Here is a 24580-nt window from a genome sequence, read left to right on the forward strand (position 1 = left end):
AGATGGCAGTTATTGGCGCCTGCATGCGCAAACTGGCCCACCTGTGTTTTGGCGTTGTACACACAGGCAGGCCATACGACCCAAATTACGCTATGTGATGCTTGACGGGCGAGACGGTATCTACGATCTCGCCGTAGGGTGGGCGGCCTCCGCCCACCTTTGCGTGAACGATCACATCGCCGTTCGCAACGTGCGCGCCAGGTCCGACAGGCGATACGGCTTGTTGACGAACGCGAACTCGCTGAGGTCGACGCCGTGCCGCTGCTTGAGGGCCGGCAGCGGATAGCCGGACGCCAGCATGATCTTGGTGGTCGGATAGTGCTCGCGCGTAAAGCTGGCCAACTCGATGCCGTTCATCCCCTGCGGCATCACGACGTCCGTGAACAGGATGTCGATGTCGCCCTGCTCCATCGCGTCGATCGCTTCCTGGCCGCTGGCCGCCGTGACGACCTCGTAGCCCATGCTGGTGAACAGCGACGCGGCCACGTCCATCAGGTCCGGTTCGTCCTCGACGATCAGCACGCGCTCCGTATGGTCGGGGCGCCGCTCCTCGACGGAGTTCACGGCCGCCGGCAGGTAGATCGAGATCGTCGTGCCTTCTCCCTGCCGGCTGTCGATGGCGACGTCGCCCCCGGACTGCTTGATGAAGCCATACACCTGGGACAGGCCCAGGCCTGTCCCCTTGCCCACTTCCTTGGTCGTGAAGAACGGCTCGAACGCGCGCGCCACCACGTCGGGTGGCATGCCGGTGCCCGTGTCGGCGACCGTCACGCACACGTATTCGCCCGGCGCCAGGCCGGCCGGCTGCTGGCCGTCCGCGACGACGTTGCCGGTCGCGATCGTCAGGCGGCCGCCATCCGGCATCGCGTCGCGCGCGTTGACGACGAGGTTCAGCAGCGCCGACTCGAACCGGGCGCTGTCGATCACGGCGCTGTGGGCCTTGCGGTCCAGGTCGATCACGAAGTCGATGGACGGATTGCCGGCGCGGCGCAACACGGTCTCGAAGCCGCGGATGATGCCGTTGACGTTGCGCGTTTCCGCCTGCAGCGGCTGCTGGCGGGCGAACGCGAGCAGTTGCTGCGTCAGGCGCGCGCCGCGGTCGATCGCGCGGCGCATCGATTCCAGGGTGCGCGCATCGCCCTCGCCCCGCTGCATGGTCAGCACTTCCAGGCCGGACGACAGCACGGACAGCAGGTTGTTGAAGTCGTGCGCGACGCCGCCCGTGAGCTGGCCGATCGATTCCATCTTCTGCGCCTGGTACAGCGCGATATTGGCTTTTTCCAGCGCCTCGTCGGCCCGCTTCTTTTCCGTCAGGTCGCGCGTGATCTTGGCGAAGCCGAGCAGGACGCCATCGTCGTCGCGCACGGCGTCGAGCACGGCATGGGCCCAGAAGCGCGAACCGTCCTTGCGCACGCGCCAGCCCTCGGACTCGAAGCGCCCCGCCGCCGCGGCCGTCTCCAGCGCGTGCCGGGGCACGTCCGCGGCCTGGTCTTCCGGCGTGTAGAAGCGCGAAAAATGGCTGCCGATGATCTCGGCCTGGGTATAGCCCTTGATGCGCTCGGCGCCCGGGTTCCAGTTGGTGACGGTGCCTTCCGGCGACAGCATGAACAGCGCGTAGTCGGTAACGCCGTTCACCAAGAGGCGGAAGCGCTGTTCGCTTTCGCGCAGCGCGTCCTCGGCACGCTTGCGCTCGGTGACGTCGCGCGTGACTTTCGCAAAGCCCAGCAGGACGCCGTCCTCGTTGTAGATCGGGTCGACGACGACGTGGGCCCAGAAGCGCGAACCGTCCTTGCGCACGCGCCAGCCCTCGGACTCGTACTTGCCCTCCGCCAGGGCGGTCGCCAGCGCCCGCGCGGGCTTGCCCGCTTCCCGGTCCTCGGGCGTGTAGAAGCGCGAAAAATGCTCGCCCAGGATCTCCTGCGCGACATACCCCTTGAAACGGTTGGCGCCGGCATTCCAGCTGCTGACGTAGCCGTTCGGGTCGAGCATGTAGATGGCGTAGTCGCTGATCCCGGAGATCAAGTACTGGTAGCGCCGCTCGTCGGGCCAGGGTTGCGTGAGGGTCAGGTCATTCATTACTGCGGGATATCGTGGGCCGAGGAAATGTTCAACGAACCCATCATACACTGCAGTAAAAATGCTCGCGCGCGACGCATGTCACGTATTTCACATTCTCAAATTTTCGCACCCGCATCGTCAAAAAATGTGCATCCGCCACGCATATTCATCAAAAAATGCCGGATTTGATTGGCGAGGCCGCCACACCGATTGCGTGCGTCGATCAAAAAACCGTACTTGCCTTCAGAGCAACAAGATGAACTTCCGTGTTCGGCCACAAGCGGTCGTTCACCGCCGAAAAGTTCGTTCGATCAATAGAAGTAAAAGATTATTTATGGTAATGAAATTGTTTGCGCACAACAATTCGATAGTTTTACGCAGTCTTCCGTGTGTTATTCTCCTCGGCCTTTCAGAAGTTCCATTTTGTTATCATTAAATATCTCATGAAAAAAACTATTGTTTTTTTAGCAGCTATGATCGCGGCGCTGGGATCCGCTCAGGCGCAAACCGACTCGCCACCATCCAACCCGCTGCATTTCGTGGCCGGCCTCGGCGTCAGCGCCGGCGGCGAGAAACTTGCGCATGTCCGCTACACGAACGGTGATACGCAGACGATCCGTGCCGGCAGCGGCGTTTATTTCACCGGCGGCCTGGACTACCGCGTCGCCCCTGAATTTTCACTGCAGGCGACAGCCAATTTCCACGTCGACGATACGCATGCGCGCAACGGCAGCGTCAGGTTCCAGCGGTTTCCGTTTGAACTCATGGGGTATTACCATGCAGGTCCCCAATGGCGCGTGGGCGGTGGCGTGCGCTATGTGACCAATGCGAAATTGACGAGCAGCGGGGCCGCCGGAGCCGGTGACTACAAATTCGACAACTCGACCAGCGCCGTCGTCGAAGTAGAATATTTCTGGACCACGAACTTCGGCATGAAGGTCCGCTACGTGAACGAACCCCTGAAAGCGTACGGACAGGATGTGAGAGGCAATCACGTCGGAGTGTCCGGAAACTTCTATTTCTGATCCTCCCGCGCCCGCGCTTCGGAACCACAACGTCAGCCAACACGGCTGACGTTTATGTTTTGACTGCCATTTCACTTGCCTGCCACCGCGACGACTTTTTCCCGCGATCGACGGTTTTGGCGCGATGAGTCCGATATCCAAGCATGCGCTAGCGCATTGCCCGATTCTGCGAAATTGACCGGTTAAATTCGAGCCAACTATTGCCGAGCTCCGTGATCCTGTAATCATTGCCGATACGCTGCAAAAACATATTCGATTCAAGCCAGATCCGAATCTCCTCGCTCATCATGGGCGCATCCAGGCCGCACTGTATGCTGTTGAGCGCATGCACGCAGGCATAATGCTTGAGCGCTTGCCGGCCTTTCACAGTGATCACGGGCGTGCCGTCGTCATCCAGCTGAATCAGGGCAAACCGTTGCAATTCAACGGGACACTCGGCGATCGTCATCCTGTGCATGCCAGTGTCCGCCTCAAAGCGAAGACGGTGCAGGATCGCCATCCCTGCCGCGTCGAGCGTGACGGGCCCGTCGTCGTCAGTCGACGTTTGCTGCCGGTCCACGGACGTAGACGGCGCCTCATCGATACGACGTCGCTGGGCGCGGCGTTCCTCCGGAATGGCCAGCACACGCTCGACCAACTCCTCATCGAGGCCATTGCGCAAGAGTAGATTTTTCGCTGCGGCTTTGCCGAAACCGCGCCGCATGGCGAACATGGTGCGCAGGATTTTTGCGGTGACGCCATCGGTACGTCGATCTCCCGAGCGTCGATCAGGGTGAGTAGCGAAGGCCATGGTCGCCAAAAGACGTTTCAATGATTAATAATAACAAAAAATCATCAAAATAGAAGGCTCAGCCTGTCATATCTCACTCACAGGCGCACCGGGCCGGCGGTACGTCGAACGACATCGTCAGGGATGCTTATTTCGCCGCGCCAAACCGTGTGCGGAACCAGTCCGCCGTCGCGCCATCGGCTGGAAAGAACGACTCCAGGCGCAGTTCGTGCACGGTGACGTCGTGCGGCGTGCCCAAGGTCGTGATCGTCGTGAACAGATTCAGCTCCACGCCCTCGTGCGCGATGGTCAGCGGCAGGAACGGCAGCGCGCGCCGGTCGAGGTTCGGCACCTGCCCCTCCGCGCTCCCCGCCGCCGCCATGCCCGGCAAGGTGGACAATTCGGCCAGCAAGGCCGTCGCCTCGCTGCCCGGACCGTCGGCCATGGCTTCGCGCTGGATCCACAGCAGGCTGTCGGCGCACACGGCCTGCCAGTTGACGAGGCGCGGCCGCAGCCCGTTCGGGTCGAGCATCAGGCGCAGCACGTTGATGGAACCGTCGCGCGGGATGGCCGCGTCGGACGGCATGCCGAGCAGCCACCGCATGAAGCCGGCGGCGGGCTCGTTGAACAACACGAGATTCCACAGCCGGTCCACGACGAGGGCCGGGAACGGCGCCTGCTGGCGCAGCATGAAGTCGAGCGCCTGCATCACGCTGCCGAGTTCCGGATCGGACAGGTTGCGCTCCTGGTAGGCGGGGGCGAAGCCGGCCGCCAGAAGCATCGCGTTGCGCTGGCGCAGCGGCACGTCGAGGACGATGCCGAGCTTGAGGACCAGGTCGCGGCTGGGCTGCGCGCGCCCGCTTTCCAGGAAACTCAGGTGGCGCTGCGACACGCCGCCGTCCACGGCCAGCTTGAGCTGGCTGTAGCCGCGCCGCGTGCGCCAGTAGCGCAGCGCCGAGCCGAAGTCGCTGAAGTAGCCGTCGCTGCGCGCCTGCGCCGCGTCCACCGCCTGCACCTGTGCGTCCATCACGCCTCCTTGATGAAAAAGCATCAATTTAGTCTCCGGCGCGCACGAACTCAAGCAATTCGCCATTGACCTGCTGCACGTGGGTGAGGAACATGCCGTGGGCCGCATCCTCGTAGATGACGAGGCGGCAGTCCGGCACGAGCGCGGCCGTGCGGCGCGCCGTCAGGTCGAGTGGCGCCGAGACGTCGAGGGCGCCGGCGATCAGCAGCACGGGCACGTCGACGGCCCGCACTTCCGCCTCCATGTCGGATTCCTGCACGACGACGTGGCAGTCGTGCAGGGCCTGCAGCGAGCATTGCAGGGCCATCTGCGCGAGCCAGTCGCGCATGCGCGGGCCGGCGCCGGGGACGAACGGCTCCACGTTGTCCTCGATCCAGCGCGGGAAGTCGTGCAGCAGCTCGCTGTTGCGGAACTGCGCCAGCAGCGCCGGGTCGACCCCGTTCGGATTCGATGGGGAGAGCGCGATGCCCGGCGTCATCGGCCCGAGCAGCGCCACCCGCCGCACGCGAGCGCTGCCGTGGCGCGACAGGTAGCGCACGATCTCGTTGCAGCCCATCGAGTGGCCGACCAGCACGACGTCGCGCAGGTCGAGGGCCTCGACGACGGCCGCGATGTCGTCGGCCAGCGTGTCGAGGTCGTAGCCGCCGCCCGGGTCGGACGAGCGGCCGTGGCCGCGCCGGTCGAAGGCGATGCAGCGCAGCCCCTGGCGCACCAGGGCCATCATCTGGTAGCCCCAGGAATCCGAGCTCATCGACCAGCCGGACACGAACAGCACGGGGCGGCCTTTGCCCCAGTCGCGGTAGTACAGGTTGACGTCGCCGGCGACGATGGTGTTCGGCGCGCTCGTATAGGCCCGGGTATGGCGGATGGTGTTGGTGGTGTTGGTGGTGTTGATGGCGGTCATGGTCGTCTCCTCAGGCGGCGTCCAGGAAGCCGGTGACGCGCACGAGGCGTCCGTCGGCGTCGATCGTGGCGAAGTCGGTGCCGATGGCGAGCGGGGCCTCCGGTGCGGCCTCCGCGGCCAGCGACCAGGAAAAGCGCACGACGTCGTTGTGGCCGGACGGCGTGCCGTGCAGCGCGAAGCGGCAGCCGGGGAATTGCTGCTGGGCGGCGCCGATCATGCCGTCGATGCCGTCCACGCCGCTGCCGCGCATCATCGGGTCGAGGTAGCTGGCGTCCGGGGCGAACACTTGCGCGACTTGCGCGCGGCGGGCGGCCGGTTCGCGTTCGTTCCAGGCGGCCAGGTAACGTTCGGCGATGCGGGTGGCTTGGTTCATGATGCTCTCCTTCGGTGGTTGACGATGGAGCCAGTGTGCCTGCCGCCGCGCGGCGCGGCGATTACCTCCCAGGTAATGACGCGGGCGTCAAATTGCCCATTTCGGGAACGACCATCACATCATTCATCGGCGCAATTCGCCGGATATTCGCCGGATTCGCGTCCCGATCGATGAGGTATCGTTGCAATTTTGCGGCATTCACACTGCATAGGCACGCCCTGCGCAAAATTGACGTTTGGCGTTTCATTGTAAAATGCCTGACTTGCAACCCGACGTTTCGATCCCGTCCACCTTCCATGATCCAGGCCGCCACCGCCCCCGACCTCGACCTGTCGACCTGCGACAAGGAGCCGATCCGCACGCCGGGCAGCATCCAGCCGCATGGATTCCTGCTGACCCTGGCCGCCGACCTGGCCGTGCTGCAGGCCAGCGCCAACCTGGGCGACTGGACGGGCGTCGCGGCGCCGGATGCCGTCGGCCGTCCGCTGGCGCACGCGATCGGGGACGCGGCCACGCAGCGGCTCGCGTCCGAGCTCGCGGCCGAACTGGGGCCGCGCCCGCTGTACGTGGGCACGGTCACGACGGCCAACGGGCGCCACTTCGACGTGCTCGCGCACCGATGGGACGGCGTCCTGATCGTCGAATTCGAAGCGGCCGACCGCGCGGAACCGGCCGATTTCCGCCACCTGTATCCGCTCATCGGCGACTTCCTGCTCAAGGTGAACGACGCCGGCAGCATCGAATCGCCGGCCCGGCTGGCGTGCCAGCACGTGCGCTCGGTGACGGGCTTCGGGCGCGTGCTCGTGTACCGCTTCGACGCCGACGGCCACGGCCACGTGATGGCGGAAGCGCGCGACGAACGCTATCACTCGTACCTGGGGCAGCACTTCCCGGCGTCCGACATCCCGGTGCAGGCGCGCGAGCTGTACAAGCTGTCGCGCATCCGCCTGATCCGGGACGCCGCCTACACGCCGGCCGTCCTCGTGCCGCCGCTGAACCCCGTCACGGGCAAGGCCAACGACCTGTCGTTCGCCGCGCTGCGCAGCGTCTCGCCCGTGCACCTGCAGTACATGCGCAACATGAACACGCTGGCCTCGATGTCGGTGTCGCTGATGGTCAAGGGCAAGCTGTGGGGCCTGATCTCGTGCCACGACGAGGACCCGCGGCCGGTGTCGTTCGAGAAGCGCACGGCGTGCGAGCAGCTGGGCCAGATCCTCGCGCTGTGCATCGAGTCGCGCGAGGACGCGGCCGACCTGCAATTCCGCCTCGAAGTGCGGCGCACGATGGTGTCGATGCTGGCCGGCCTCACGCAGGGCAGCGACTTCTTCGAAAACCTGGCCAACGTGTTCCCCGACATGCTGCGCTTCGCGCGCGCATCGGGCGTGGCGATCATGGTCGACGACCGCGTCCTGACCTACGGCGACACGCCGGACGAGGACGACATCCGGGCCCTCGTCGACTGGCTCACCTTGCACGACCACGGCGACGTGTTCCACACGGACAAGCTGTCCGCGCACTACCCGCCGGCCGGGCACCTGACCCGCAACGCCAGCGGCCTGCTCGCGATACCGATCTCGCGCATCCACAAGCACTACCTGCTGTGGTTCCGCCCCGAATACGTGCACACGATCGAGTGGGCCGGCAACCCGCATGCCAAGGACGCTGCGCCGGGCGCCGTGTCCGGCGCCCCGCCGGCGCAGCTGTCGCCGCGCACGAGCTTCGAGGCGTGGCGCGAAACGATCCTCGGCACGAGCCAGCCATGGCACGGCGGCGAGATCGAGATGGCGCTGGAATTCCGCACCGCCTTGCTGGGCATCGCGCTCGAACGCGCCGAGCAGATGGCCGAACTGGCCGAGGAACTGGGCCGCGCCAACAAGGAACTGGAAGCGTTCTCGTACTCCGTGTCGCACGACCTGCGCGCGCCGCTGCGCCACATCGTCGGCTTCGCCGACCTGTTGCTCGAATCGGCCGGCAGCGAAGACGCCCGGCAGCGCCAGCGCTTCCTCCAGAACATCAAGGAAGCGGCGCGCCTGGCGGGCAAGCTCGTCGACGACCTGCTGTCGTTCTCGCAGATGGGCCGCGCCTCGCTGCACCCCACGACCGTGGACATGAACGAGCTGGTGGCGGCCTGCCTCGACAAGCTGGTGCTGGAAACGCGCGACCGCAACATCGAATGGGACATCGGCCCGCTGCCCACGACCTGGGCCGATCCGACGTTCCTCCACCTGGCCGTGTTCAACCTGCTGTCGAACGCCGTCAAGTTCACGGGCCAGCGCGATCCGGCCGTGATCCGCGTCTTTGCCGAAGACGATCCGGCCGAATCGGTCTTCCACGTCGCGGACAACGGCGCCGGCTTCAACATGGAATACGTGCACAAGCTGTTCGGCGTATTCCAGCGCCTGCACCGGATGGAAGACTTCCAGGGCACGGGCATCGGCCTGGCGAACGTGCGCCGCATCGTCGAGCGCCACAACGGCCGCGTCTGGGCCCAGTCCGTGCAGGGCGAAGGCGCCACGTTCTCGTTCGCGCTCCCGAAACAGCATTTCCAACATTGAACGTCATTGACAGGTACTCATGCTCAAACCGATCCTGCTGGTCGAAGACAATCCGAACGATCTCGAGCTGACGCTGATCGCACTGTCCAAGAGCCAGCTCGCCAACCAGGTCATCATCGTGCGCGACGGCGCCGAGGCGCTGGACTATCTGCACCGCCGCGGCGAATACGCCTCACGTCCGGCCGGCAACCCGGCCGTCGTCCTGCTCGACCTGAAACTGCCGAAAGTGGATGGCCTCGAAGTGCTGCGCGTGATCCGCGCCACGGACGGCCTCAAGCCCCTGCCGGTCGTGATGCTGACGTCGTCGAAGGAAGAGCAGGACCTGATCCGCAGCTATGAACTGGGCGTGAACGCCTACGTGGTGAAGCCCGTCGATTTCGCGGAATTCGTGCGCGCGATCGCGGACCTGGGCATCTTCTGGGCCGTGCTGAACGAACCGCCGCCGGGGTCGCAGCGCTACGTCAAGCCCAACAAATAATCCTACGCCTGCAACGCGCCGTGCCGGCGCCGCAGCAGGTGCCGGATGCGCGCGCTGAGCGCATCCGGATGGTACGGTTTCTGCAGCAGGTTCACGGACGCCGCCAGCTTGCCCTCGTGCGCCAGCACGCCCTCGGCATAGCCGGACGTGTACAGGACCTGCGCCTGCGGCAACCGCTCCCGCACCACCTCGCCCAGCCGCAGGCTGCTCACCGGCCCCGGCATGATCACGTCCGTGAACACGAGATCGATGTGCTTGCCGCTTTCGACGATCTCGACGGCCTTCGCCGCATCCGGCGCCTCCAGCACCCGGTAGCCGAGCGCGGACAGGATACCGCACGTCGTGGCGCGCACGTCTTCCTCGTCCTCGACGACGAGGATCGTTTCGATCCCGCCCAGCAAAGGCCCCGCGGACACCTGCTCCGCGCGTACGGGTTCGGCCTCGGTGCGCGGCAGGTAGATGCGCACGCTGGTGCCCTTGCCCGACTCGCTCTTCAGCACGATCTCGCCGCCGGACTGCTTGACGAACCCGTACGCCATCGACAGCCCCAGGCCCGTTCCCTGCCCCGTCGGCTTGGTCGTGAAGAACGGCTCGAACGCGCGTTCCAGCACTTCGGGCGGCATGCCCTTGCCGGTATCGGTCACTTCGATCAGCACGTAGTGCCCGAGCGGCACTTCCGGCAGCAACGGACCCTCGGGCCCGACATTGGCGGCGCGGATCGTCAGCGTGCCGCCGCCGACCATCGCGTCGCGCGCATTGATCGCGAGATTCAGCAGCACGTTGTTGAGCTGGCTGGGATCGACGAGGGTGCAGCCGAGGCCGGGCGCGACGTCGGTCACGACGCGTGCACGGGGACCGAGCACGCGGCGCATCATGTCGTCCATCTCGCGCAGCAGGTGACCGGGATTGATCACGACCGCCTGCAGCGGCTGGCGGCGCGCAAAGGCGAGGAGGTGCGACGACAGCTTGGCGCCCCGCTCGACACCCGCCAGCGCCATGTCGACGCGCGCCTTGCCGGCATCATTCAGGTTGCCCACCAGCTTGAGCAATTGCAGATTGCCGCCGATGATCTGCAGCACATTGTTGAAGTCGTGGGCGACGCCGCCCGTCAACTGGCCGATCGCCTCCATCTTCTGCGCCTGGTGCAGCGCCGACTGACTGGCCGCCAATTGCTCCTGGCTAAGCCTTAACGACACGAACGCGGCGTCGCGCTGGCGCCGGGCGATGCACGCATCGCTGTGGTAGCGCACGCGCGCGACGAGCTCGCGCGGATCCGGCCACTTGACGAGATAATCGTTGGCGCCGACGGCGAAGGCCTTCGCCTTGATCTCGGGATCTTCTTCGGACGACAGCAAGACGACGGGAATGTGCTCCGTGTCCTTGTCGGCGCGCAGGCGGCGCGTGACCTCGAACCCGTCGATTTCCGGCATGCGCAAGTCGACGAGGACGACCGTCGCCCCGAGCTCCTTGGCCAGCTCGACCGCCATGCCGGGGTCGCGGGCATATCGCAATGCAAACGAGGCGCAACCTTTCAGGCCGTGGGAAATGATGTCCTCGGCAAAGGGTTCGTCGTCGATCAGGAGAACCGAGCAGGCGCTGGTGTCTTCTTGGTTCATTGCAAAGCGGAGGCGGGCGGCATTGAAAACGGAACCAGAATTGCAAAAAAGTAAGGTTTGATTTTACACCAAGCCCAGCGGTGGGGTTGTTCGATTCGGGCGCGCGTCACGGGGATGACATCCTGACGATGTCTGCGATTGGCACTCAGTGGCCCGCTTTGCGTGCCGCGCGGCCGGACGCCGCCGGAGGCGACGCCTCTTCTATGCCGGGATCAAACTCCGCCAGGCGCCGCATCACATATGCGTTCTTTGCATATTTCTTCTTCAGTTGCGCCAGCTTTTATAGCCGCGTCCTTGAGGGACGCTTGCGATGCGCAGGGGCGATTTCGCCACGGCGAAATCGTCGGCCATACCGATAGCTCGTCGCCTTCGCTCGTCCCCATCGTGCCGATTGCCCCCCTGCTGCCTATGTGCAGACCATGCAAGATGGCATTCAACAAGACGATGGGGAGAGAAGCGGACTACTTGGATCGTGCTCGTAACTGGCGACGAAGCCGGAAGTTATCTACCACTGCGGCAACGAGAAAGAGAGTATTTAGCACGCCAAACGCATCGTTCCCGAGGTAGTGCCAGAAGGTCCAAACCGCCAAGGAACATGCGACACCCGTCACGAGCAGCAATAGAGCGTCTTTCATCTCATGAACCTGTAGGTTCTGTAGTATTTTCGGCCTGGAACACTCGGGTCATAGATACCTGGGTGTCGATGTAGAACAGTCGTGACCCATGGCCGGTTGAGCTTCCATTTGGACGCCTCATAGAGAACATCGGCCAACGAAGTTCCGCCGCTTAGCGTTCGGCCTGTCGCAACTGCAAGACTGCCGATTAATGCTCCTGTGTAGCCGGCGGCGCCCATGGCGCCCAGCACGGTCATTTGCTCCAACCTGGTGGCCGCGCCGATCACCTCCATCACGGTCACTTGCGTCCCGAATTGGTCGATACAACGGAGGATCGTGCTTATCGTCCCAATCGCCAGTTGCTGCGTTCCAAAGAGGCTGTCGGGTGGTGGGAGAAGGCCAAGAGCCTCCATGTTCTCTTTGAAATATTTGTAGAAGTCGGACATGGCCGGCCCTCATCAAGCCACTTTGTTGGCCGCCAGGTCCCAGCCGCCGGAGGTATTGCCCTGAGCCCCGCCCCGGATGCTCTGCTTGACGTACGACCACTTTATTTTCGAGTAGGCCAGTTGGACGTGTTCAGTGATGGTGCCGCTCTCGCCGCTGTCCGGCAACACTTCCGCGAGCATGACGTTCTCCAGCTCAATCTTGAAGTAGGGGATGGGCTTGCCGTCGCCGTCGGCCCGCATGAATTCGAATACCGCTTTCGGGATCGTCTTGCCGGCCGCGCAGGTCTGGAGCAGGATCGGTGACGAGAGGTCGGCCAACTTCTGGAACGTGATGTTGCGCAGCTCCGCCCTTCCGCTGGTATGTCCGCCGGCCGTCGAAACGGTAGCCGCCCTGGGCTGATACGCCCCAGAGCACATGCGACACCTCGAGCCAATCCTTATGCTTGTCGTCGGTCGATTCGCCCTTGATGCCCTCAATTTGCAGGTATGCATCAATCATGTTCGTGCTCCTGATGATAGTGATGGAGCGCCCAATCTTGCTCTATGTAGACCGGAGCAAATTGGCGGACCGCAACAGGCAAGAAAGAACGGTTAGATACCGAACAATATTCGACCTAGTCGCGCTGCAAAAAGCCACCTGCAGCGAAATTCCAGCTGACCAGGTCAAACTTTGCACAGCTTCCGTATCTCGCGATTCACCTCCCGCATGCGTTGTTTGTCGCTTGGATCAGGTATTTCCCCTCGCATGTGGTCGCAACCCTCGCGCTTATCCACGTAATTTCGTACGTCCGGGGGGAGCGTTTCGGTCGCAAGCGACGAGAGAAACGGCATCGACAACAACAGACAAAGCATCGCCTTTTTCATCATTCAAGCTCCGTTATCCGACCAATGCGGATCGTCTCTGCCTGCGCGATTGTATGGAATGACGCCATTCAGCCTGTTTATCCCCGCTCAATGACGGCTCTTCTTTTTATTCGACGCGAACGTCCTCGCATAAAACCCCGGCGGCTTCTTCGTCACCCACTCGATGAACGCGCGCATATCGTCATCCCCACGCAGTGCTTCCCACGTGTGATAAACACGCAGCAATTCGCGTTCAGAAAACGTCGCGTGGATCTTACGATGGCAGATCTTGTGGATGGGGAATTGCTCCCTACCCTTCAGCGATTTCGGGATCAGGTGGTGGCGGTCGATGTTGACCGTGCCGAGCGGCCGGCCGCACAGCGGACAGGGGCTGTCCGCCGCGGGCGGATCAGGGAGATCGGGAAGAAAGGAACGGCGCGCCATGGTCCCCATATCGCGGCGCCCGTCCCCGTTTAAAAGAGCCGTCTCAGCCGCGCACGCGCGCCGCGATCGCGTCGCCGACTTCGACCGTCGTCGCCGTCCCGCCCAGGTCGGCCGTGCGCGGGCCCGTCTTCAATACGTCTTCGATGGCGGCCACGATCGTGTCGTGCGCCTCGCCGCAGCGCGGGTCGGGGTGCGGGCCGGCCGCGAGGAACGCCAGCATCATCGCGCCCGACCAGATCATCGCGATGGGGTTGGCGATGCCCTGGCCGGCGATGTCCGGCGCGGAGCCATGCACGGGTTCGAACAGCGACGGGAACGTGCGGTCCGGGTTGAGGTTGCCGGACGGCGCCAGGCCGATCGTCCCGGTGCAGGCCGGGCCGAGGTCGGACAGGATGTCGCCGAACAGGTTCGACGCCACGACGACGTCGAAGCGGTCGGGCTGCAGCACGAAGCGGGCGGTCAGGATGTCGATGTGCTGCTTGTCGACCTTCACGTGCGGATAGTCGGCGTGGATGGCGTCCGCGCGGCCGTCCCACCACGGCATGCTGATGGCGATGCCGTTCGATTTCGTCGCCACGGTGAGATGACGGCGGCGGCGCGCGTTGGCCAGTTCGAAGGCGTAGCGCAGCACGCGGTCGGTGCCGTGGCGGGTGAACACGGATTCCTGGATCACCATCTCGCGCTCCGTGCCCGAAAACATCACGCCGCCGAGGTTCGTGTACTCGCCCTCCGTGTTTTCGCGCACGACGAAAAAGTCGATGTCGCCCGGCTTGCGGCCCGCCAGCGGGCACGGCACGCCTTCGAACAGGCGCACGGGACGCAGGTTGATGTACTGGTCGAATTCGCGCCGGAACTTGAGCAGCGAGCCCCACAAGGAGATATGGTCCGGCACCAGCGCGGGCCAGCCGACGGCGCCGAAATAGATGGCGTCCATGTCGGCCAATTGTTCCTTCCAGTCGGGCGGCATCATCTCGCCGTGCTGGATGTACCAGTCGCAGCTGGCCCACGGAAAATGGGCGAAATCCAGGTGCAGGTTGAAGCGCTCGGCCGCGGCCGCCAATACCTTCAGGCCTTCGGGCAGGACTTCCTTGCCGATGCCGTCGCCCGCGATGGCGGCGATCTTGAAACGTCGTGTCATCTGTTTTCTTTCATTCAATGGAATCCGGTTCACACGGCGGGCGCCGCGACGACGAGGCGCGAAAAACTGGCCACGCTGGCCGCGAACGAGAACGCGGCGGCGATGCCCAGCGCGAGCCACGGTCCGCGCACGTGGGAGATGGTAAGGCAGAACGCCACGAGGGCGGCGCCCGTCGCCTGGCCGGTCAGGCGCGCGGTGGCGACCATGCCGCTGGCGCTGCTGCTGCGCGATGCCGGCGCGCTGCCCATGATCGCCTTCACGTTGGGCGCCTGGAAGAAGCCGAAGCCCATGCCGCACACGGCCATGCGCCAGCCGATGTCGAGGGCGGACGGCGCGGCCGGCAAGCTCATCATCGTCACGAGGCCGGCCGCGAGGATCATCAGGCCGATGCCGCCCAGCAGGCCCGGCGAGTAGCGGTCGCACAAGCGCCCGGCCACCGGCGCCATCACGCCCACGAGCACGGGCCACGGCGTCATCAGGAAGCCCGTCTCGACGGGCGAGCGGCCCAGTGTGGCCTCGAAGTAGAACGGCAGCGCGACGAACGCGAGCGCCTGCGCGGCGAAGGTGCAGATGGCGGTGATGGTCGACAGTGCGAACAACGGACGGCGGAACAGGTCCACCGGCAACAGCGGCGCCGGATGGCCGCGCTCGCGGCGCAGCAGCAGGCCGAAGAACAGGAGCGCGGCGAGCGCTTCCGGCAGCAGCATCTTGATGTCCACACGGTGCGCGGCGTCGCCCAGCGCCAGCACGGCCAGCGCGAACGCGACGACGTTGTAGAGGCCCGCGACGCGGTCCACGCGGTGGCTGGCGCGCCGCGTTTCCGGCAAGACCTTGCGCGCCATGAAGAACGCGACGATGCCCGGCAACACGTTAATGCCGAACAACCATTGCCACGATGACGCAGCGAGGATGACGGACGCGAGGCTCGGCCCGACCGCGAAGCCGATCGCGACGACGAGCGCATTGTTGCCGAAGCCGCGTCCTTGCAGCCGGGCCGGATAGGTGGCGCGCAGCAGCGCCGTGTTGACGCCCATGATGGCGCTCGCGCCGAGCCCCTGGAACAGCCGCGCGACGATCAACGCGGGCAGCGACCGCGCGAGCGCGCACGCGAGCGAGGCGAGCGTGAACAACGCCATCCCGGCGACGTAGACGCGGCGGTAGCCAATGGTTTCGCCCAGCGCCGCGATCGGCAGCAAGGTGGCGACCATCGCCAGTTGGTAGGCGTTCACGATCCATACCGAATCGGCCGGCGTGGCGTGCAATTGCTGCGCCATCGCGGGCAACGCCGTGTTGGCGATCGCGGTATCGAGGGCCGACATGCCCACGCCGAGCGCGAGGGCGACGATGGCCCAGATGCGGGGCCCTGGGGGAAGTCCGTCCGGTTCGAGAGGTGTTGTATTGACTGTTGCTTGCATGCTCGATCCTGACGGCAAAGGATCGATTGTAGGCGTGTTGGGCGAAGCCTGCAGGAGGCTCATCGCCACCTTCCCTGACCGTGAATCGCAAACGAAAAAGGCCGTGTACTGTAGAACAATACACGGCCTTCGCATTCTGGCTCCCCGACCTGGACTCGAACCAGGGACCTGCGGATTAACAGTCCGTCGCTCTACCGACTGAGCTATCAGGGAAAGGAGGCCGAATTATAGCGGGTCAACCCTGCGGCAGCAAGAGCGCGTGTTGCGACGCCGTGTGGAAGTCGCGCCAGACGCGGTTGATGTCGGTGTCCAGGCGCGCGGCGACGAGGCCGCAGTACGGGTACAGCGTGTCGACGGCATGGCGCGACGCCGCCACCCATTCCTGCGCCAGCGCCTGCATCTGCGCGGCTTGGGCATCCTCGACCTCGCCGCCGGCCGCCGCGTGCGCCCAGCAGGCGTCGAGCAGCGCATAGAAACGGCCGCGCACCTCGTCCAGGCGACCGCGGACACCCTCCAGCACGGCGCGCACGGCCGGCACCTCGATCAGCGGCTCGTCCTGCCCGCCGAAGCGGTTGCGCCGGCGCGCGATGCACGCCTCGGCCAGGTCGACGAAGTGAGCGGCCATCCCGGCCACGTTGGCCGCCAGCGTGACGAACGCGAACGGCAGGAACGGGAAACGGTACAACGGTCCCTGCGCGCTCGCGGCGGCCGGGTCGATGACGAAGCCGTGGTCGGCGTGGATCCACGCGCCCGCGACGCGGTAGGCGTGCGAGGCCGTCGCCGTGAGGCCAATGCTGCGCCAGCGCGGCACGATCTCGACGATCTCTCTCGGGACGACGAACGCCTGCATGCGCGGCTGGCCGTCCGCGTCCAACAGCGGCGCGCCGTTCTCGCGCAGCCAGGCATTGAACGTGAAATGGGTCGCCATCGGCGCGCCGCTCGCGTAATCCCATTCGCCGTCGACGCGCCAGCCGTCGCCCTCGCGGTCCGCGTGGCCGGTCGGGGCGCCGCTGCCCGCCAGGCAGGCGCGCGGCGTGGCGAGGATGGCGCGGGCCAGGTGCGGCGGCAGGAAACCGGCGAACCAGCCGGCGCCGGCGCACAGGGTGACGGTCCAGCCGACGCTGCCGTCGACCCGCGCGATGGCCTCCTCCAGCCGCACGACGTCCGGCAGCGGACGCTCCTCCCCGCCGACGGCGCGCGGGGCCAGCATGCGCAGCCAGTTGCGGCGGTGGATCAGGGCCTGGTGGACCGGGTGCAGCCAGCCGTCTGCGTCGGCGGCGGCAGCGTAACGGTCGATACGGGCGGCGTCGCGCGCCGCGAGTGGAAATGGATCGGTCATCGGGCGGCTGGAACGAAAAAGGCCGCGTGGAGAACGCGGCCTTTTGAATATTCTGGCTCCCCGACCTGGACTCGAACCAGGGACCTGCGGATTAACAGTCCGTCGCTCTACCGACTGAGCTATCAGGGAATTGAGGCAATATTATAGCAGGAAATCGGGGATTGCCAAATGCCGCCCGAGGAGCCGCCCGGCGAGCGCACGGCGACGCGGTTTGCTATAGTCGCCACTCTGCACGACTTACACTTTTTCTCGATTTCTCAATGACCACTGCACGCACCCTCGGCACACCCCTCTCCCCTTCCGCAACGAAAGTCATGCTGCTCGGCTCCGGCGAACTCGGCAAGGAAGTCATCATCTCCCTGCAACGCCTCGGCATCGAAGTGATCGCCGTCGACCGCTACCCGAACGCCCCAGGCCAACAGGTCGCCCACCGCGCGCACGTGATCGACATGACGGACGGCGACGCGCTGGCCGCGCTGATCGAGCGCGAGCAGCCGGACCTCGTCGTGCCCGAGATCGAGGCGATCGCCACCGCCAAGCTGGCCGAGCTGGAAGCGGCGGGCCGCATCACCTGCATCCCGACCGCGCGCGCCGCGCAGCTGACGATGAATCGCGAAGGCATCCGCCGCCTCGCCGCCGAGGAACTGGGCCTGGCGACGTCGCCGTACCGCTTCGCGTCCAGCCTCGACGAACTGCAGGCAGCGTGCTCCGAGATCGGTTTTCCGAACATCGTGAAGCCCGTGATGTCGTCGTCGGGCAAGGGCCAGTCGAAGCTGGACGGCCCGCAGGACGTCGAACCCGCATGGCGCTACGCCGCGTCCGGCGGGCGCGTGGACGCGGGCCGCGTGATCGTCGAAGGCTTCATCGACTTCGATTACGAGATCACCCTGCTGACCGTGCGCGCGCTCGGCGCGAACGGCGACATCGAGACACGGTTCTGCGAACCGATCGGCCACAAGCAGGTGCATGGCGACTACGTCGAATCCTGGCAGCCGCAGCCGATGGCGCCGCTGGCCCTGCAGCGTGCGCAGGAGATCGCGGAAAAAGTGACGGCGAACCTGGGCGGCCAGGGCGTGTTCGGCGTCGAACTGTTCGTGAAAGGCGACATGGTGTGGTTCTCGGAAGTGAGCCCGCGCCCGCACGACACGGGCATGGTGACGATGGCCACGCAGGTGCAGAGCGAATTCGAGCTGCACGCCAAGGCCATCCTCGGCCTGCCCGTGAACACGGCGTTGCGCGCGCCGGGCGCGTCGGCCGTCATTTACGGTCAACTGGAAGAAGCGGGCATCGCGTTCGAAGGCGTGGCCGACGCGCTGCGCGTGCCGGGCTGCGACATCCGCCTGTTCGGCAAGCCGGAATCGTTCGCGCGCCGCCGCATGGGCGTGGCGCTGGCGACGGCGGATGACGTCGAGACGGCGCGGGCGCGGGCGCTGGAGGCAGCCGCGAAGGTGAAACCGGTATCGGGCCGCTGACGGTTGCCGCCGCCTACTGGACCGTCCAGTCGATCGAGTCGACATAGACGGTGCCGGTCCACGCCGCGCCGGTCGTCATCTTCAGGCCGAGCCGGTTCAACGGCGTGGTCGCCGTCGCCGGCACCTTGAGCGTCACCGTGTTCCACGCGCCGGCCGTGAAACTGGCGATCGGGTTCGACGTCCAGGTCCAGTTGTAGTCCGCCAAATAGGGCTCGATCGCCGTGATCTGGCTGCCGCCCGGAATCCAGACGTGGAACGTGATCGTCGCGCCAGCCGGAACGACGGCATAACTCATTTCCACCGACGAGGCGCCGGCGGACGTGCCGTTGAAATTCACCGCCATCGACTGCTTGCCGGCGAAATGCTGGGCGGTGGACGTGGCGATGCCGCCGATCTGCGCGCCGCTGGCCGCCCAGGGCTGGGTATCGGTCTCGAAGTGGAACTGCGTCGGGTCGGGGTTGGTGCCGGGCGTGGCCGCGTGCGCCTCGGCCGAGAATCCGGACGCCCCGCCGGCGCTTACGGCGACCACCCGGTAATAATAGGTCGTGCCGTCGTTCAAGCCGGTATCGGTGTACGACGTGCCGGTGATGCCGCTGACCGACGGCGTGGCAGGCTCGGAACCTGACTTCGCCGTGCGGTAGAGCCGGTAGCTGGTGGCGCCGGACACGGCGTTCCACGACAGGGCCACCTTGCCCGCGCCGCCCGTCGCGACCAGGCCCGTGACCGCGTACGGGGCGCCGTTCGGCGGCGGCGATGCCGCCCCGCCGGTCAGAACCGTGACGAGGTCCGTATTGGCTGACGACCTAAACTTTGTCCCCTTGATAGAAATGCACCGTCGCTATTAGATTTAAAGCGACGTATATTTTTATCTAAGCTCTGGACTCAAAGCCCAAACTTTAGGAACAGAGCCATGAGTTGATGCGTGCAATTTATACGCGGCGATATTGTCTAATTCTTGTTGGCCAATTCAATCTCTCTGAGCCGACCTTCTTTTTCTGCCGAGCTAAGCAGTTTTAACTAGTCGGATTTTTCTCGACGAGACGCCCGGCTTTTTGAGTCGGGATCGCTCGACATGAAATCACTTCAAGCACACCTCAATTACTTTCTTGATTGTTGCGCAGTAAACTGCACGAACAACGCCGCTGCGCAATGACCATACGGAGTATCCATTATCACTTATACAACGCATTGTCACTTCATCCCATTTGCCTTTTGTAATCAGCCGAACGACCACTTTCTTCTTGCCGTACTCGTCATGAATGTCCAGCAACTTCCGTCCAGCATCCGTTCCAATAAGAAGATGGTTTTTTGGGTCAAGCGCATATACAACATCACCTTTCCAAACTAAAAAATCCGGGAAGAAGTTGCGTGTATCTCCACGCGTCAGCAGCGGAATCGAAAACCCGCCATTTGGTGGATTGCGTACCCAAGGGAGGCCGACAGCATCAAGCTCACTGGCAAATTCCAACTCATCAGAGTTAAGACCACTATACCCTTCATGCGCAGAATGAGTGAATGAGACAAAATCGTCCGTTCGAATAAAGACTGGCCCGACGCTATATCGATTAGAGTCTTCGAATGTTAGATCAGAGTAACTAAGCCATTCGTTAACCAGAACTTCTGCCAACTGCCTCTGCGCGTTGGCAGCAGCACTCGTAATCTCAATAGTTGCATCAAACCTCTTATCGGCCCAATCAATCGTCTTGACTGGCTCAGGATGCAACGCTTGTATTGCCCGCCTCAACACCCACCGCGCCGTAACACGGTTTGAATGTTCTTTTTCGACGATTTCCTCGACGACAGCTTCATTACGACCAATGGTCTGGGTCGCTTTATGCATGAACCCTTTGCCGACCGTGTTCACGCAATCATTGCGGTAATCATGCATTTTCGCAATGATTTCATCAATCGGCTCCACAGACGCTTCCGACATAATGTGAATTTCGGGAACCGTGAGCACGATTTTTGGCTCCAATTTACTTCTCTTCCGGTCCCTCTGATCCGAGTAGCTTTCGAGTCGCACCTCAGGATATTCCGCAGCGATTTTCTTTCGAACCGAATTGATAATCGCAGGGAATTCCTGCTTGTTATCCACACGAACGTAAAAATTTGCCGTGTTTAGATCAGGATCAGGGAAATGCTTCGCGTCGGGCTGTCGCAAGACGCGACCGATAACCTGCTCAATCTGAACTGGCGACTTCATCGATTTATCTACATATGCAAAAGAGCAGGCTGGATCGTCCCACCCTTCTTGCAGAGATAAATTGAAAATAATATGCGCGAACTCGCCTCTCGTAAATTCCGAGAAATCATCGTCGCCGCCGGAAAAATGATTGAAACCAACTGGCGGCGGAAACTGCTTATCAAACTTTAGGCTGCAATAAACAGCGATTTCAGCAGGATCGATTCCCCCTTGTTCTACTAAATATCGCCAAATGAGGATTGGCGGTGCACTACGGTCGGAAAACGGGCGGACATGGTTATCCGTGCTCCCATCATTTTGAGAGATATTCGTCTTGGAAACGTAGATAGCCTTGGGTTTAAAGGAGGCATTGTTTGACGCCGCCTTTTTTGTGACTTCTTTCATCTCGGCGAGCATTTCCCCGAGACAGGTTTCCATTTCGGTGTGGTATCCGGCTAGTACGATCTGACGTTTGATCAGCTGCGCGTCCACGACCTTTGCGGAATTGACAGTTGTGATGAGCCCGCATTGCACATCTCCCTCATCATCTAAACGCTCTTTTGTCCAGCCGCCATCGACAAGCCTGTCGATAATCTTGCCAAGTTTTCCCGGAGTGGCCATGGTCGCGGACGCAACTAGAATTGCGTCCGGTTCGAGCTCGATCAAAAGATCAGTTTGGGCATCGGTAAGGTTTTGCCCCTCATCATAGACTAGGATAAGTGGACGCTTTTTATTATTATGATCCTTCCTGGCGGCAAGCAGCGGCCATCTGGCAATATCATCTGTATCGTCTTCCTGACGATGAACTTTCAATCGTCCGGTTTTTTCCTTATCATTAAAAGAGCCGACAGTGGCAAGGGAAATCCACGCAGTTTCGGAATCAGATATCTTTTCGCCATTCAGCTCGCGAAACTCGCAAACACCAAATTCCTCAACGAGTTTGCAATACTTACCGCCCGCTTCAAAATTCGCGAAAGTCTGATCGACTACGACCTTGCTTTTCGAAATCCAAAGCACAACGGGCTCCAGCGGCAGTAATGCACGCATTTGAGCGACCGCGTCGGCCAATATCGGAGTTTTGCCAGCTCCCGTTATGGCTGAAAGGGCCTGATAGAACGGAACCGGCACATTCGCTTTAATGTATGGCCTATCGTCGTCTCCAAGTAGCTTCTGAAACCGGTTTGCAATCTGGTCCGCAGCTCTTTGTTGATAAGGAAAGAGATCAATACTCATAAAATTGTTTCTCCGAAAGCTTCTTGCTCATCATCTGCCGATGAATACGGCTGCAGTGCCTCATTGAATCCCAACTTCTCCAGAATCCGGTTCGGAATTTGATAAAATTCGACGTTCGGACCAGAGTATGTGCACCTTCGTGCATATACATGATAGGGAGTGCTGACCCCGGCGCGTTTTGCTTCTTCAGCGATCTCTCTAAAGCTCGCTCGATTCAGCGTAGAATCGCCGTCCGGCCCAGTCCACGTCAAAAAGAACCCCTCGCCTTTGCTGCCAATTGCGAATAGATGTTTGGAATCTCCCACTGGAATCCGCACCAGCGAGCTCGCGGCGCGGTCGCGCTGATCCCAATGACTCGTTATCAAAAGATCAATCATTTCCTCACGCTCTAGCGCGAGCACGCCTTCCGCATCCACTGTCTTCTCAAGCTTAACAAACCGAAATCCACCTGGGAGCGGTGCAGCCGTCGCTTCGGTATTTCCAAAGCGATTCGGGCGAAGGCCCAAAATGGCTCTTCTTAAACGCTCAGCAGTCAAGCCCCGAGCATATGGATCGCCCCGTTCGGGACGGCCCTGTTCGATCAGAATAAACCGCCGATTGGCCTCAGCTTCTTTGTTCAATTCCAATACGGCGTGGCCGGTCGTGCCCGAGCCTGCAAAAGGATCAAGGACAATCCCGTTCTTTGGAGACCACAAATGAATGATCTTTTTAAACAGCTTCAGTGGTTTTACTGTTTCGAATTTATGACCTTTTCCAATAATCTGATCTAATTCGTTGATCCCCGTCTGGCTATGGCCGCTTTCTTCATGACCCCAGGACTGCGTACCGATATCGATTGGACTATAGTCCTCATCCGCCCAATACGTCCAAGGTATCCTTCCTTTGCTAAGCTGATCAAGATAGCGCTTAACTGCCGGACGACCTTCTCCTTTTCGGCCATCCTTGGTATCAAGGAACACAAATCTAGGGAAAACGATTTTATCGTAATTTTTTAAGGCTAGCTTTTTCGCTTTTTGAACAATCTTATCACTTAAGGGGTCGTAGTTCTCAAAGCCAATTTTCGACCCTTCGATGACGAGGGCCTTTCCGCGCCCATCACCAATATCTTTCCACGTGTACGCAGTCCCCCAAGCCTCCAATGATGCCTTCATTTCGTCCTTGGTAAAACCGCTCCAGTGACGCGTTGCCTGAGTAATGGCACCATCATATCGGTATTCCGCTTCTGGATAGTGAAGATATCCTGTGAAGGGAGATTGGATACCATAAATTGTTGCAGCACGGCTTTCTTTTGCGGTCGGATCACCTCCACGCCATCGCAATTTTGGATCGTTGTCCGGATTCTTAAATTTATCGTCGCCGTCCTCGATACGGCTTAGTAGGCCCGTACGGGCTTTTGCCAGATCTTTCGCATAGACTAATACATACTCCGTCGCTGTAGACACGTGCTTTGCGCTCTTGGGGCTGTACGTTTTTTGCCAATTAATAATCGCAATGCGGTTTTCTTCACCAAAAATAGCGTCCAACTGCATACCGAGACGGTAGAGTTCGCGGTGGTCAATACAAATCGCCAATACCCCGCCTGGGCGAAGCATCTCTTTCATCATCCAGAGACGAGGCGTCATGAATCGAAGCCATTTAGAATGACGCGAACCGTCGTCTGCGGGAACGACATCTCCTAGGTCCGGATCATTAGGGTCGATATCCCATTTGTCGTTATAACGAAAATCCAAGCCCGTATTATAAGGAGGGTCCGTCAGGATCAGGTCAACTTGGCCACGGTACTTATAAAGGGAAACCATCGCCTGGAGGTTTTCTCCTTCCAAAAGTACACTTCCCGCGCTCTTCCCGTCTTCACCCACTGATAATCTTGCATCAATTTTTTGTCGACGCGGCTGTACTTTCTTGATTATATGCCAAGGCGGTGTCTGCCCAGGGTAGGAAAGCCGGATGCCACCCTTGGTCTGACTATCAAACTCGCTCAACAGCCGAATGAGATCTTCGCGACTCATTTCGTTGTACTTCTGGCCAGACATAAAAACTCCTAAAACGACACGAAACGCGAAGTTCACCGCGAAGGACTTGAACTTCCGAATTCAATAATGTTGCATAGACGGACGCGCGACGCAACATCAGTTCCAAGGTGCAACATATTTCTTGTGAAACCTTGAATTATAACGCATCGGCATGCGCACGGACCGTGGTTGAGGCGAGAAAATATGAGACGTTCGCTACCATTCGGACAGCGTATTTTGAGAAAAATATGGCCAAAAATACAAGTGAAATGCAGTTTTTTCGGGAAGAAGTACGCAATTTTGGCACTGCTGCGCGCTCATCGATCTCGGACACACTTCCTGGGCTAGGACAAGTTTCGTCTGCGCGAGCGTTGCCCGGAACGTCAACGCTCGCTCAATGCAGCGGTAAGATCAGATGCCCCCCCCGCTTGCACCGCCTTCTCGCACGCTTGTAGCTAGTCCGGCGCGATTCTACTCTCCCGGGTCATCCTTCCTCCCCTAGCAGGAGCATGCGCACAACGCCTACGGGCGCAGTCAAGTGCAGCAAATTCGTGCGTCTAGACGCGCTCCAACGTGCGAGCACGCTGGTCAAGGCTTGCATCTGCCCCCCCTCAAGCGAAACCTGAACGCCTTCTCC

18 protein-coding genes, 2 tRNA genes and 1 pseudogene are annotated in these 24580 nt (G+C 61.9%); 4 read left to right on the plus strand and 17 right to left on the minus strand.

Features of this window, described 5'->3' with window-relative positions:
- Positions 1-171: 171 nt before the first annotated feature.
- The gene (locus ISF28_RS27140) at positions 172-2076 is read right to left on the minus strand and encodes a hybrid sensor histidine kinase/response regulator (protein WP_198120308.1); all 1905 of its coding nucleotides are present in this window, start codon (positions 2074-2076) and stop codon (positions 172-174) included.
- Between the two features lie 425 nt (positions 2077-2501).
- On the opposite strand from ISF28_RS27140, the gene ISF28_RS27145 reads away from it, so the two are divergent.
- Positions 2502-3083: an outer membrane beta-barrel protein gene (locus ISF28_RS27145; protein WP_198120309.1), complete on the plus strand. Its 582-nt coding sequence runs from the start codon at positions 2502-2504 to the stop codon at positions 3081-3083.
- 148 nt (positions 3084-3231) lie between these two features.
- Here the strand turns inward: ISF28_RS27145 and ISF28_RS27150 are convergent, their stop codons facing one another.
- The 4 genes from ISF28_RS27150 to ISF28_RS27165 all read right to left on the minus strand — a co-directional run bounded on the left by ISF28_RS27150 (position 3232) and on the right by ISF28_RS27165 (position 6156).
- Complete coding sequence (locus tag ISF28_RS27150) at positions 3232-3873, minus strand: hypothetical protein (protein ID WP_198120310.1); 642 nt, start codon at positions 3871-3873, stop codon at positions 3232-3234.
- Positions 3874-4000: 127 nt separating this feature from the next.
- The gene (locus ISF28_RS27155; protein ID WP_198120311.1) at positions 4001-4879 is read right to left on the minus strand and encodes a helix-turn-helix domain-containing protein; all 879 of its coding nucleotides are present in this window, start codon (positions 4877-4879) and stop codon (positions 4001-4003) included.
- Positions 4880-4907: 28 nt separating this feature from the next.
- A complete protein-coding gene (locus ISF28_RS27160; protein ID WP_198120312.1) occupies positions 4908-5783 on the minus strand; it encodes an alpha/beta fold hydrolase in 876 nt (291 codons plus the stop codon).
- 10 nt (positions 5784-5793) lie between these two features.
- Positions 5794-6156, minus strand: coding sequence for a nuclear transport factor 2 family protein (locus tag ISF28_RS27165; protein WP_198120313.1), 363 nt, complete (start codon positions 6154-6156; stop codon positions 5794-5796).
- Positions 6157-6452: 296 nt separating this feature from the next.
- On the opposite strand from ISF28_RS27165, the gene ISF28_RS27170 reads away from it, so the two are divergent.
- Positions 6453-8711: an ATP-binding protein gene (locus tag ISF28_RS27170; RefSeq protein ID WP_198120314.1), complete on the plus strand. Its 2259-nt coding sequence runs from the start codon at positions 6453-6455 to the stop codon at positions 8709-8711.
- A 19-nt stretch (positions 8712-8730) separates the two neighbouring features.
- Complete coding sequence (locus ISF28_RS27175) at positions 8731-9189, plus strand: response regulator (RefSeq protein ID WP_198120315.1); 459 nt, start codon at positions 8731-8733, stop codon at positions 9187-9189.
- A gap of 2 nt (positions 9190-9191) precedes the next feature.
- On the opposite strand, the gene ISF28_RS27180 is transcribed toward ISF28_RS27175, so the two are convergent.
- The 9 genes and pseudogenes from ISF28_RS27180 to ISF28_RS27220 all read right to left on the minus strand — a co-directional run bounded on the left by ISF28_RS27180 (position 9192) and on the right by ISF28_RS27220 (position 17173).
- Positions 9192-10805 carry a response regulator gene (locus tag ISF28_RS27180; RefSeq protein WP_198120316.1) on the minus strand — a complete coding sequence of 538 codons (1614 nt, stop codon included), beginning with the start codon at positions 10803-10805 and terminating at the stop codon, positions 9192-9194.
- Positions 10806-11436: 631 nt separating this feature from the next.
- Positions 11437-11865 (minus strand): hypothetical protein, encoded by a 429-nt coding sequence (locus ISF28_RS27185; RefSeq protein ID WP_198120317.1) that lies wholly within the window; start codon positions 11863-11865, stop codon positions 11437-11439.
- A 12-nt stretch (positions 11866-11877) separates the two neighbouring features.
- Positions 11878-12364, minus strand: a pseudogene (locus tag ISF28_RS27190) (Hcp family type VI secretion system effector).
- Between the two features lie 452 nt (positions 12365-12816).
- Positions 12817-13152 (minus strand): HNH endonuclease, encoded by a 336-nt coding sequence (locus tag ISF28_RS27195; RefSeq protein ID WP_229519421.1) that lies wholly within the window; start codon positions 13150-13152, stop codon positions 12817-12819.
- 43 nt (positions 13153-13195) lie between these two features.
- On the minus strand, positions 13196-14290 hold the full coding sequence (locus ISF28_RS27200) for a tartrate dehydrogenase (protein WP_198120318.1): 1095 nt from the start codon (positions 14288-14290) through the stop codon (positions 13196-13198).
- A 29-nt stretch (positions 14291-14319) separates the two neighbouring features.
- Entirely contained in the window at positions 14320-15705 is a 1386-nt protein-coding gene (locus ISF28_RS27205) for an MFS transporter (protein WP_198120319.1), read from the minus strand.
- A gap of 137 nt (positions 15706-15842) precedes the next feature.
- A tRNA-Asn gene (locus tag ISF28_RS27210) sits at positions 15843-15918 on the minus strand.
- 22 nt (positions 15919-15940) lie between these two features.
- Positions 15941-17044: an acyl-CoA dehydrogenase family protein gene (locus ISF28_RS27215; protein ID WP_198120320.1), complete on the minus strand. Its 1104-nt coding sequence runs from the start codon at positions 17042-17044 to the stop codon at positions 15941-15943.
- 53 nt (positions 17045-17097) lie between these two features.
- Positions 17098-17173, minus strand: a tRNA-Asn gene (locus ISF28_RS27220).
- Positions 17174-17304: 131 nt separating this feature from the next.
- Here ISF28_RS27220 and purT point away from each other — a divergent pair.
- Positions 17305-18516 carry a formate-dependent phosphoribosylglycinamide formyltransferase gene (gene purT, locus ISF28_RS27225; protein WP_198120321.1) on the plus strand — a complete coding sequence of 404 codons (1212 nt, stop codon included), beginning with the start codon at positions 17305-17307 and terminating at the stop codon, positions 18514-18516.
- Positions 18517-18529: 13 nt separating this feature from the next.
- On the opposite strand, the gene ISF28_RS27230 is transcribed toward purT, so the two are convergent.
- The 3 genes from ISF28_RS27230 to ISF28_RS27240 form a co-directional block, all read right to left on the minus strand.
- Positions 18530-19345 (minus strand): fibronectin type III domain-containing protein, encoded by an 816-nt coding sequence (locus tag ISF28_RS27230; RefSeq protein WP_370663508.1) that lies wholly within the window; start codon positions 19343-19345, stop codon positions 18530-18532.
- 249 nt (positions 19346-19594) lie between these two features.
- The gene (locus ISF28_RS27235; protein ID WP_198120323.1) at positions 19595-21931 is read right to left on the minus strand and encodes a DEAD/DEAH box helicase family protein; all 2337 of its coding nucleotides are present in this window, start codon (positions 21929-21931) and stop codon (positions 19595-19597) included.
- Positions 21928-23964: a site-specific DNA-methyltransferase gene (locus tag ISF28_RS27240; RefSeq protein ID WP_198120324.1), complete on the minus strand. Its 2037-nt coding sequence runs from the start codon at positions 23962-23964 to the stop codon at positions 21928-21930. The genes ISF28_RS27235 and ISF28_RS27240 overlap by 4 nt, the downstream gene beginning before the upstream one ends.
- Positions 23965-24580: the final 616 nt, after the last annotated feature.

Source organism: Massilia rhizosphaerae (assembly GCF_016093545.1).
In the GTDB taxonomy this organism is placed as follows: domain Bacteria; phylum Pseudomonadota; class Gammaproteobacteria; order Burkholderiales; family Burkholderiaceae_D; genus Telluria; species Telluria rhizosphaerae.

Excerpts from the sequence above, each read along its gene's own strand:
- ISF28_RS27150 (WP_198120310.1), bottom strand. The coding sequence starts at position 3,873 with ATGGCCTTCGCTACTCACCCTGATCGACGCTCGGGAGATCGACGTACC.
- ISF28_RS27175 (WP_198120315.1), top strand. The coding sequence starts at position 8,731 with ATGCTCAAACCGATCCTGCTGGTCGAAGACAATCCGAACGATCTCGAG.
- ISF28_RS27170 (WP_198120314.1), top strand. The coding sequence starts at position 6,453 with ATGATCCAGGCCGCCACCGCCCCCGACCTCGACCTGTCGACCTGCGAC.
- ISF28_RS27240 (WP_198120324.1), bottom strand. The coding sequence starts at position 23,964 with ATGTCTGGCCAGAAGTACAACGAAATGAGTCGCGAAGATCTCATTCGG.
- purT (WP_198120321.1), top strand. The coding sequence starts at position 17,305 with ATGACCACTGCACGCACCCTCGGCACACCCCTCTCCCCTTCCGCAACG.
- ISF28_RS27200 (WP_198120318.1), bottom strand. The coding sequence starts at position 14,290 with ATGACACGACGTTTCAAGATCGCCGCCATCGCGGGCGACGGCATCGGC.
- ISF28_RS27160 (WP_198120312.1), bottom strand. The coding sequence starts at position 5,783 with ATGACCGCCATCAACACCACCAACACCACCAACACCATCCGCCATACC.
- ISF28_RS27185 (WP_198120317.1), bottom strand. The coding sequence starts at position 11,865 with ATGTCCGACTTCTACAAATATTTCAAAGAGAACATGGAGGCTCTTGGC.
- ISF28_RS27155 (WP_198120311.1), bottom strand. The coding sequence starts at position 4,879 with ATGGACGCACAGGTGCAGGCGGTGGACGCGGCGCAGGCGCGCAGCGAC.
- ISF28_RS27195 (WP_229519421.1), bottom strand. The coding sequence starts at position 13,152 with ATGGCGCGCCGTTCCTTTCTTCCCGATCTCCCTGATCCGCCCGCGGCG.
- ISF28_RS27145 (WP_198120309.1), top strand. The coding sequence starts at position 2,502 with ATGAAAAAAACTATTGTTTTTTTAGCAGCTATGATCGCGGCGCTGGGA.
- ISF28_RS27180 (WP_198120316.1), bottom strand. The coding sequence starts at position 10,805 with ATGAACCAAGAAGACACCAGCGCCTGCTCGGTTCTCCTGATCGACGAC.
- ISF28_RS27235 (WP_198120323.1), bottom strand. The coding sequence starts at position 21,931 with ATGAGTATTGATCTCTTTCCTTATCAACAAAGAGCTGCGGACCAGATT.
- ISF28_RS27205 (WP_198120319.1), bottom strand. The coding sequence starts at position 15,705 with ATGCAAGCAACAGTCAATACAACACCTCTCGAACCGGACGGACTTCCC.
- ISF28_RS27165 (WP_198120313.1), bottom strand. The coding sequence starts at position 6,156 with ATGAACCAAGCCACCCGCATCGCCGAACGTTACCTGGCCGCCTGGAAC.
- ISF28_RS27215 (WP_198120320.1), bottom strand. The coding sequence starts at position 17,044 with ATGACCGATCCATTTCCACTCGCGGCGCGCGACGCCGCCCGTATCGAC.
- ISF28_RS27140 (WP_198120308.1), bottom strand. The coding sequence starts at position 2,076 with ATGAATGACCTGACCCTCACGCAACCCTGGCCCGACGAGCGGCGCTAC.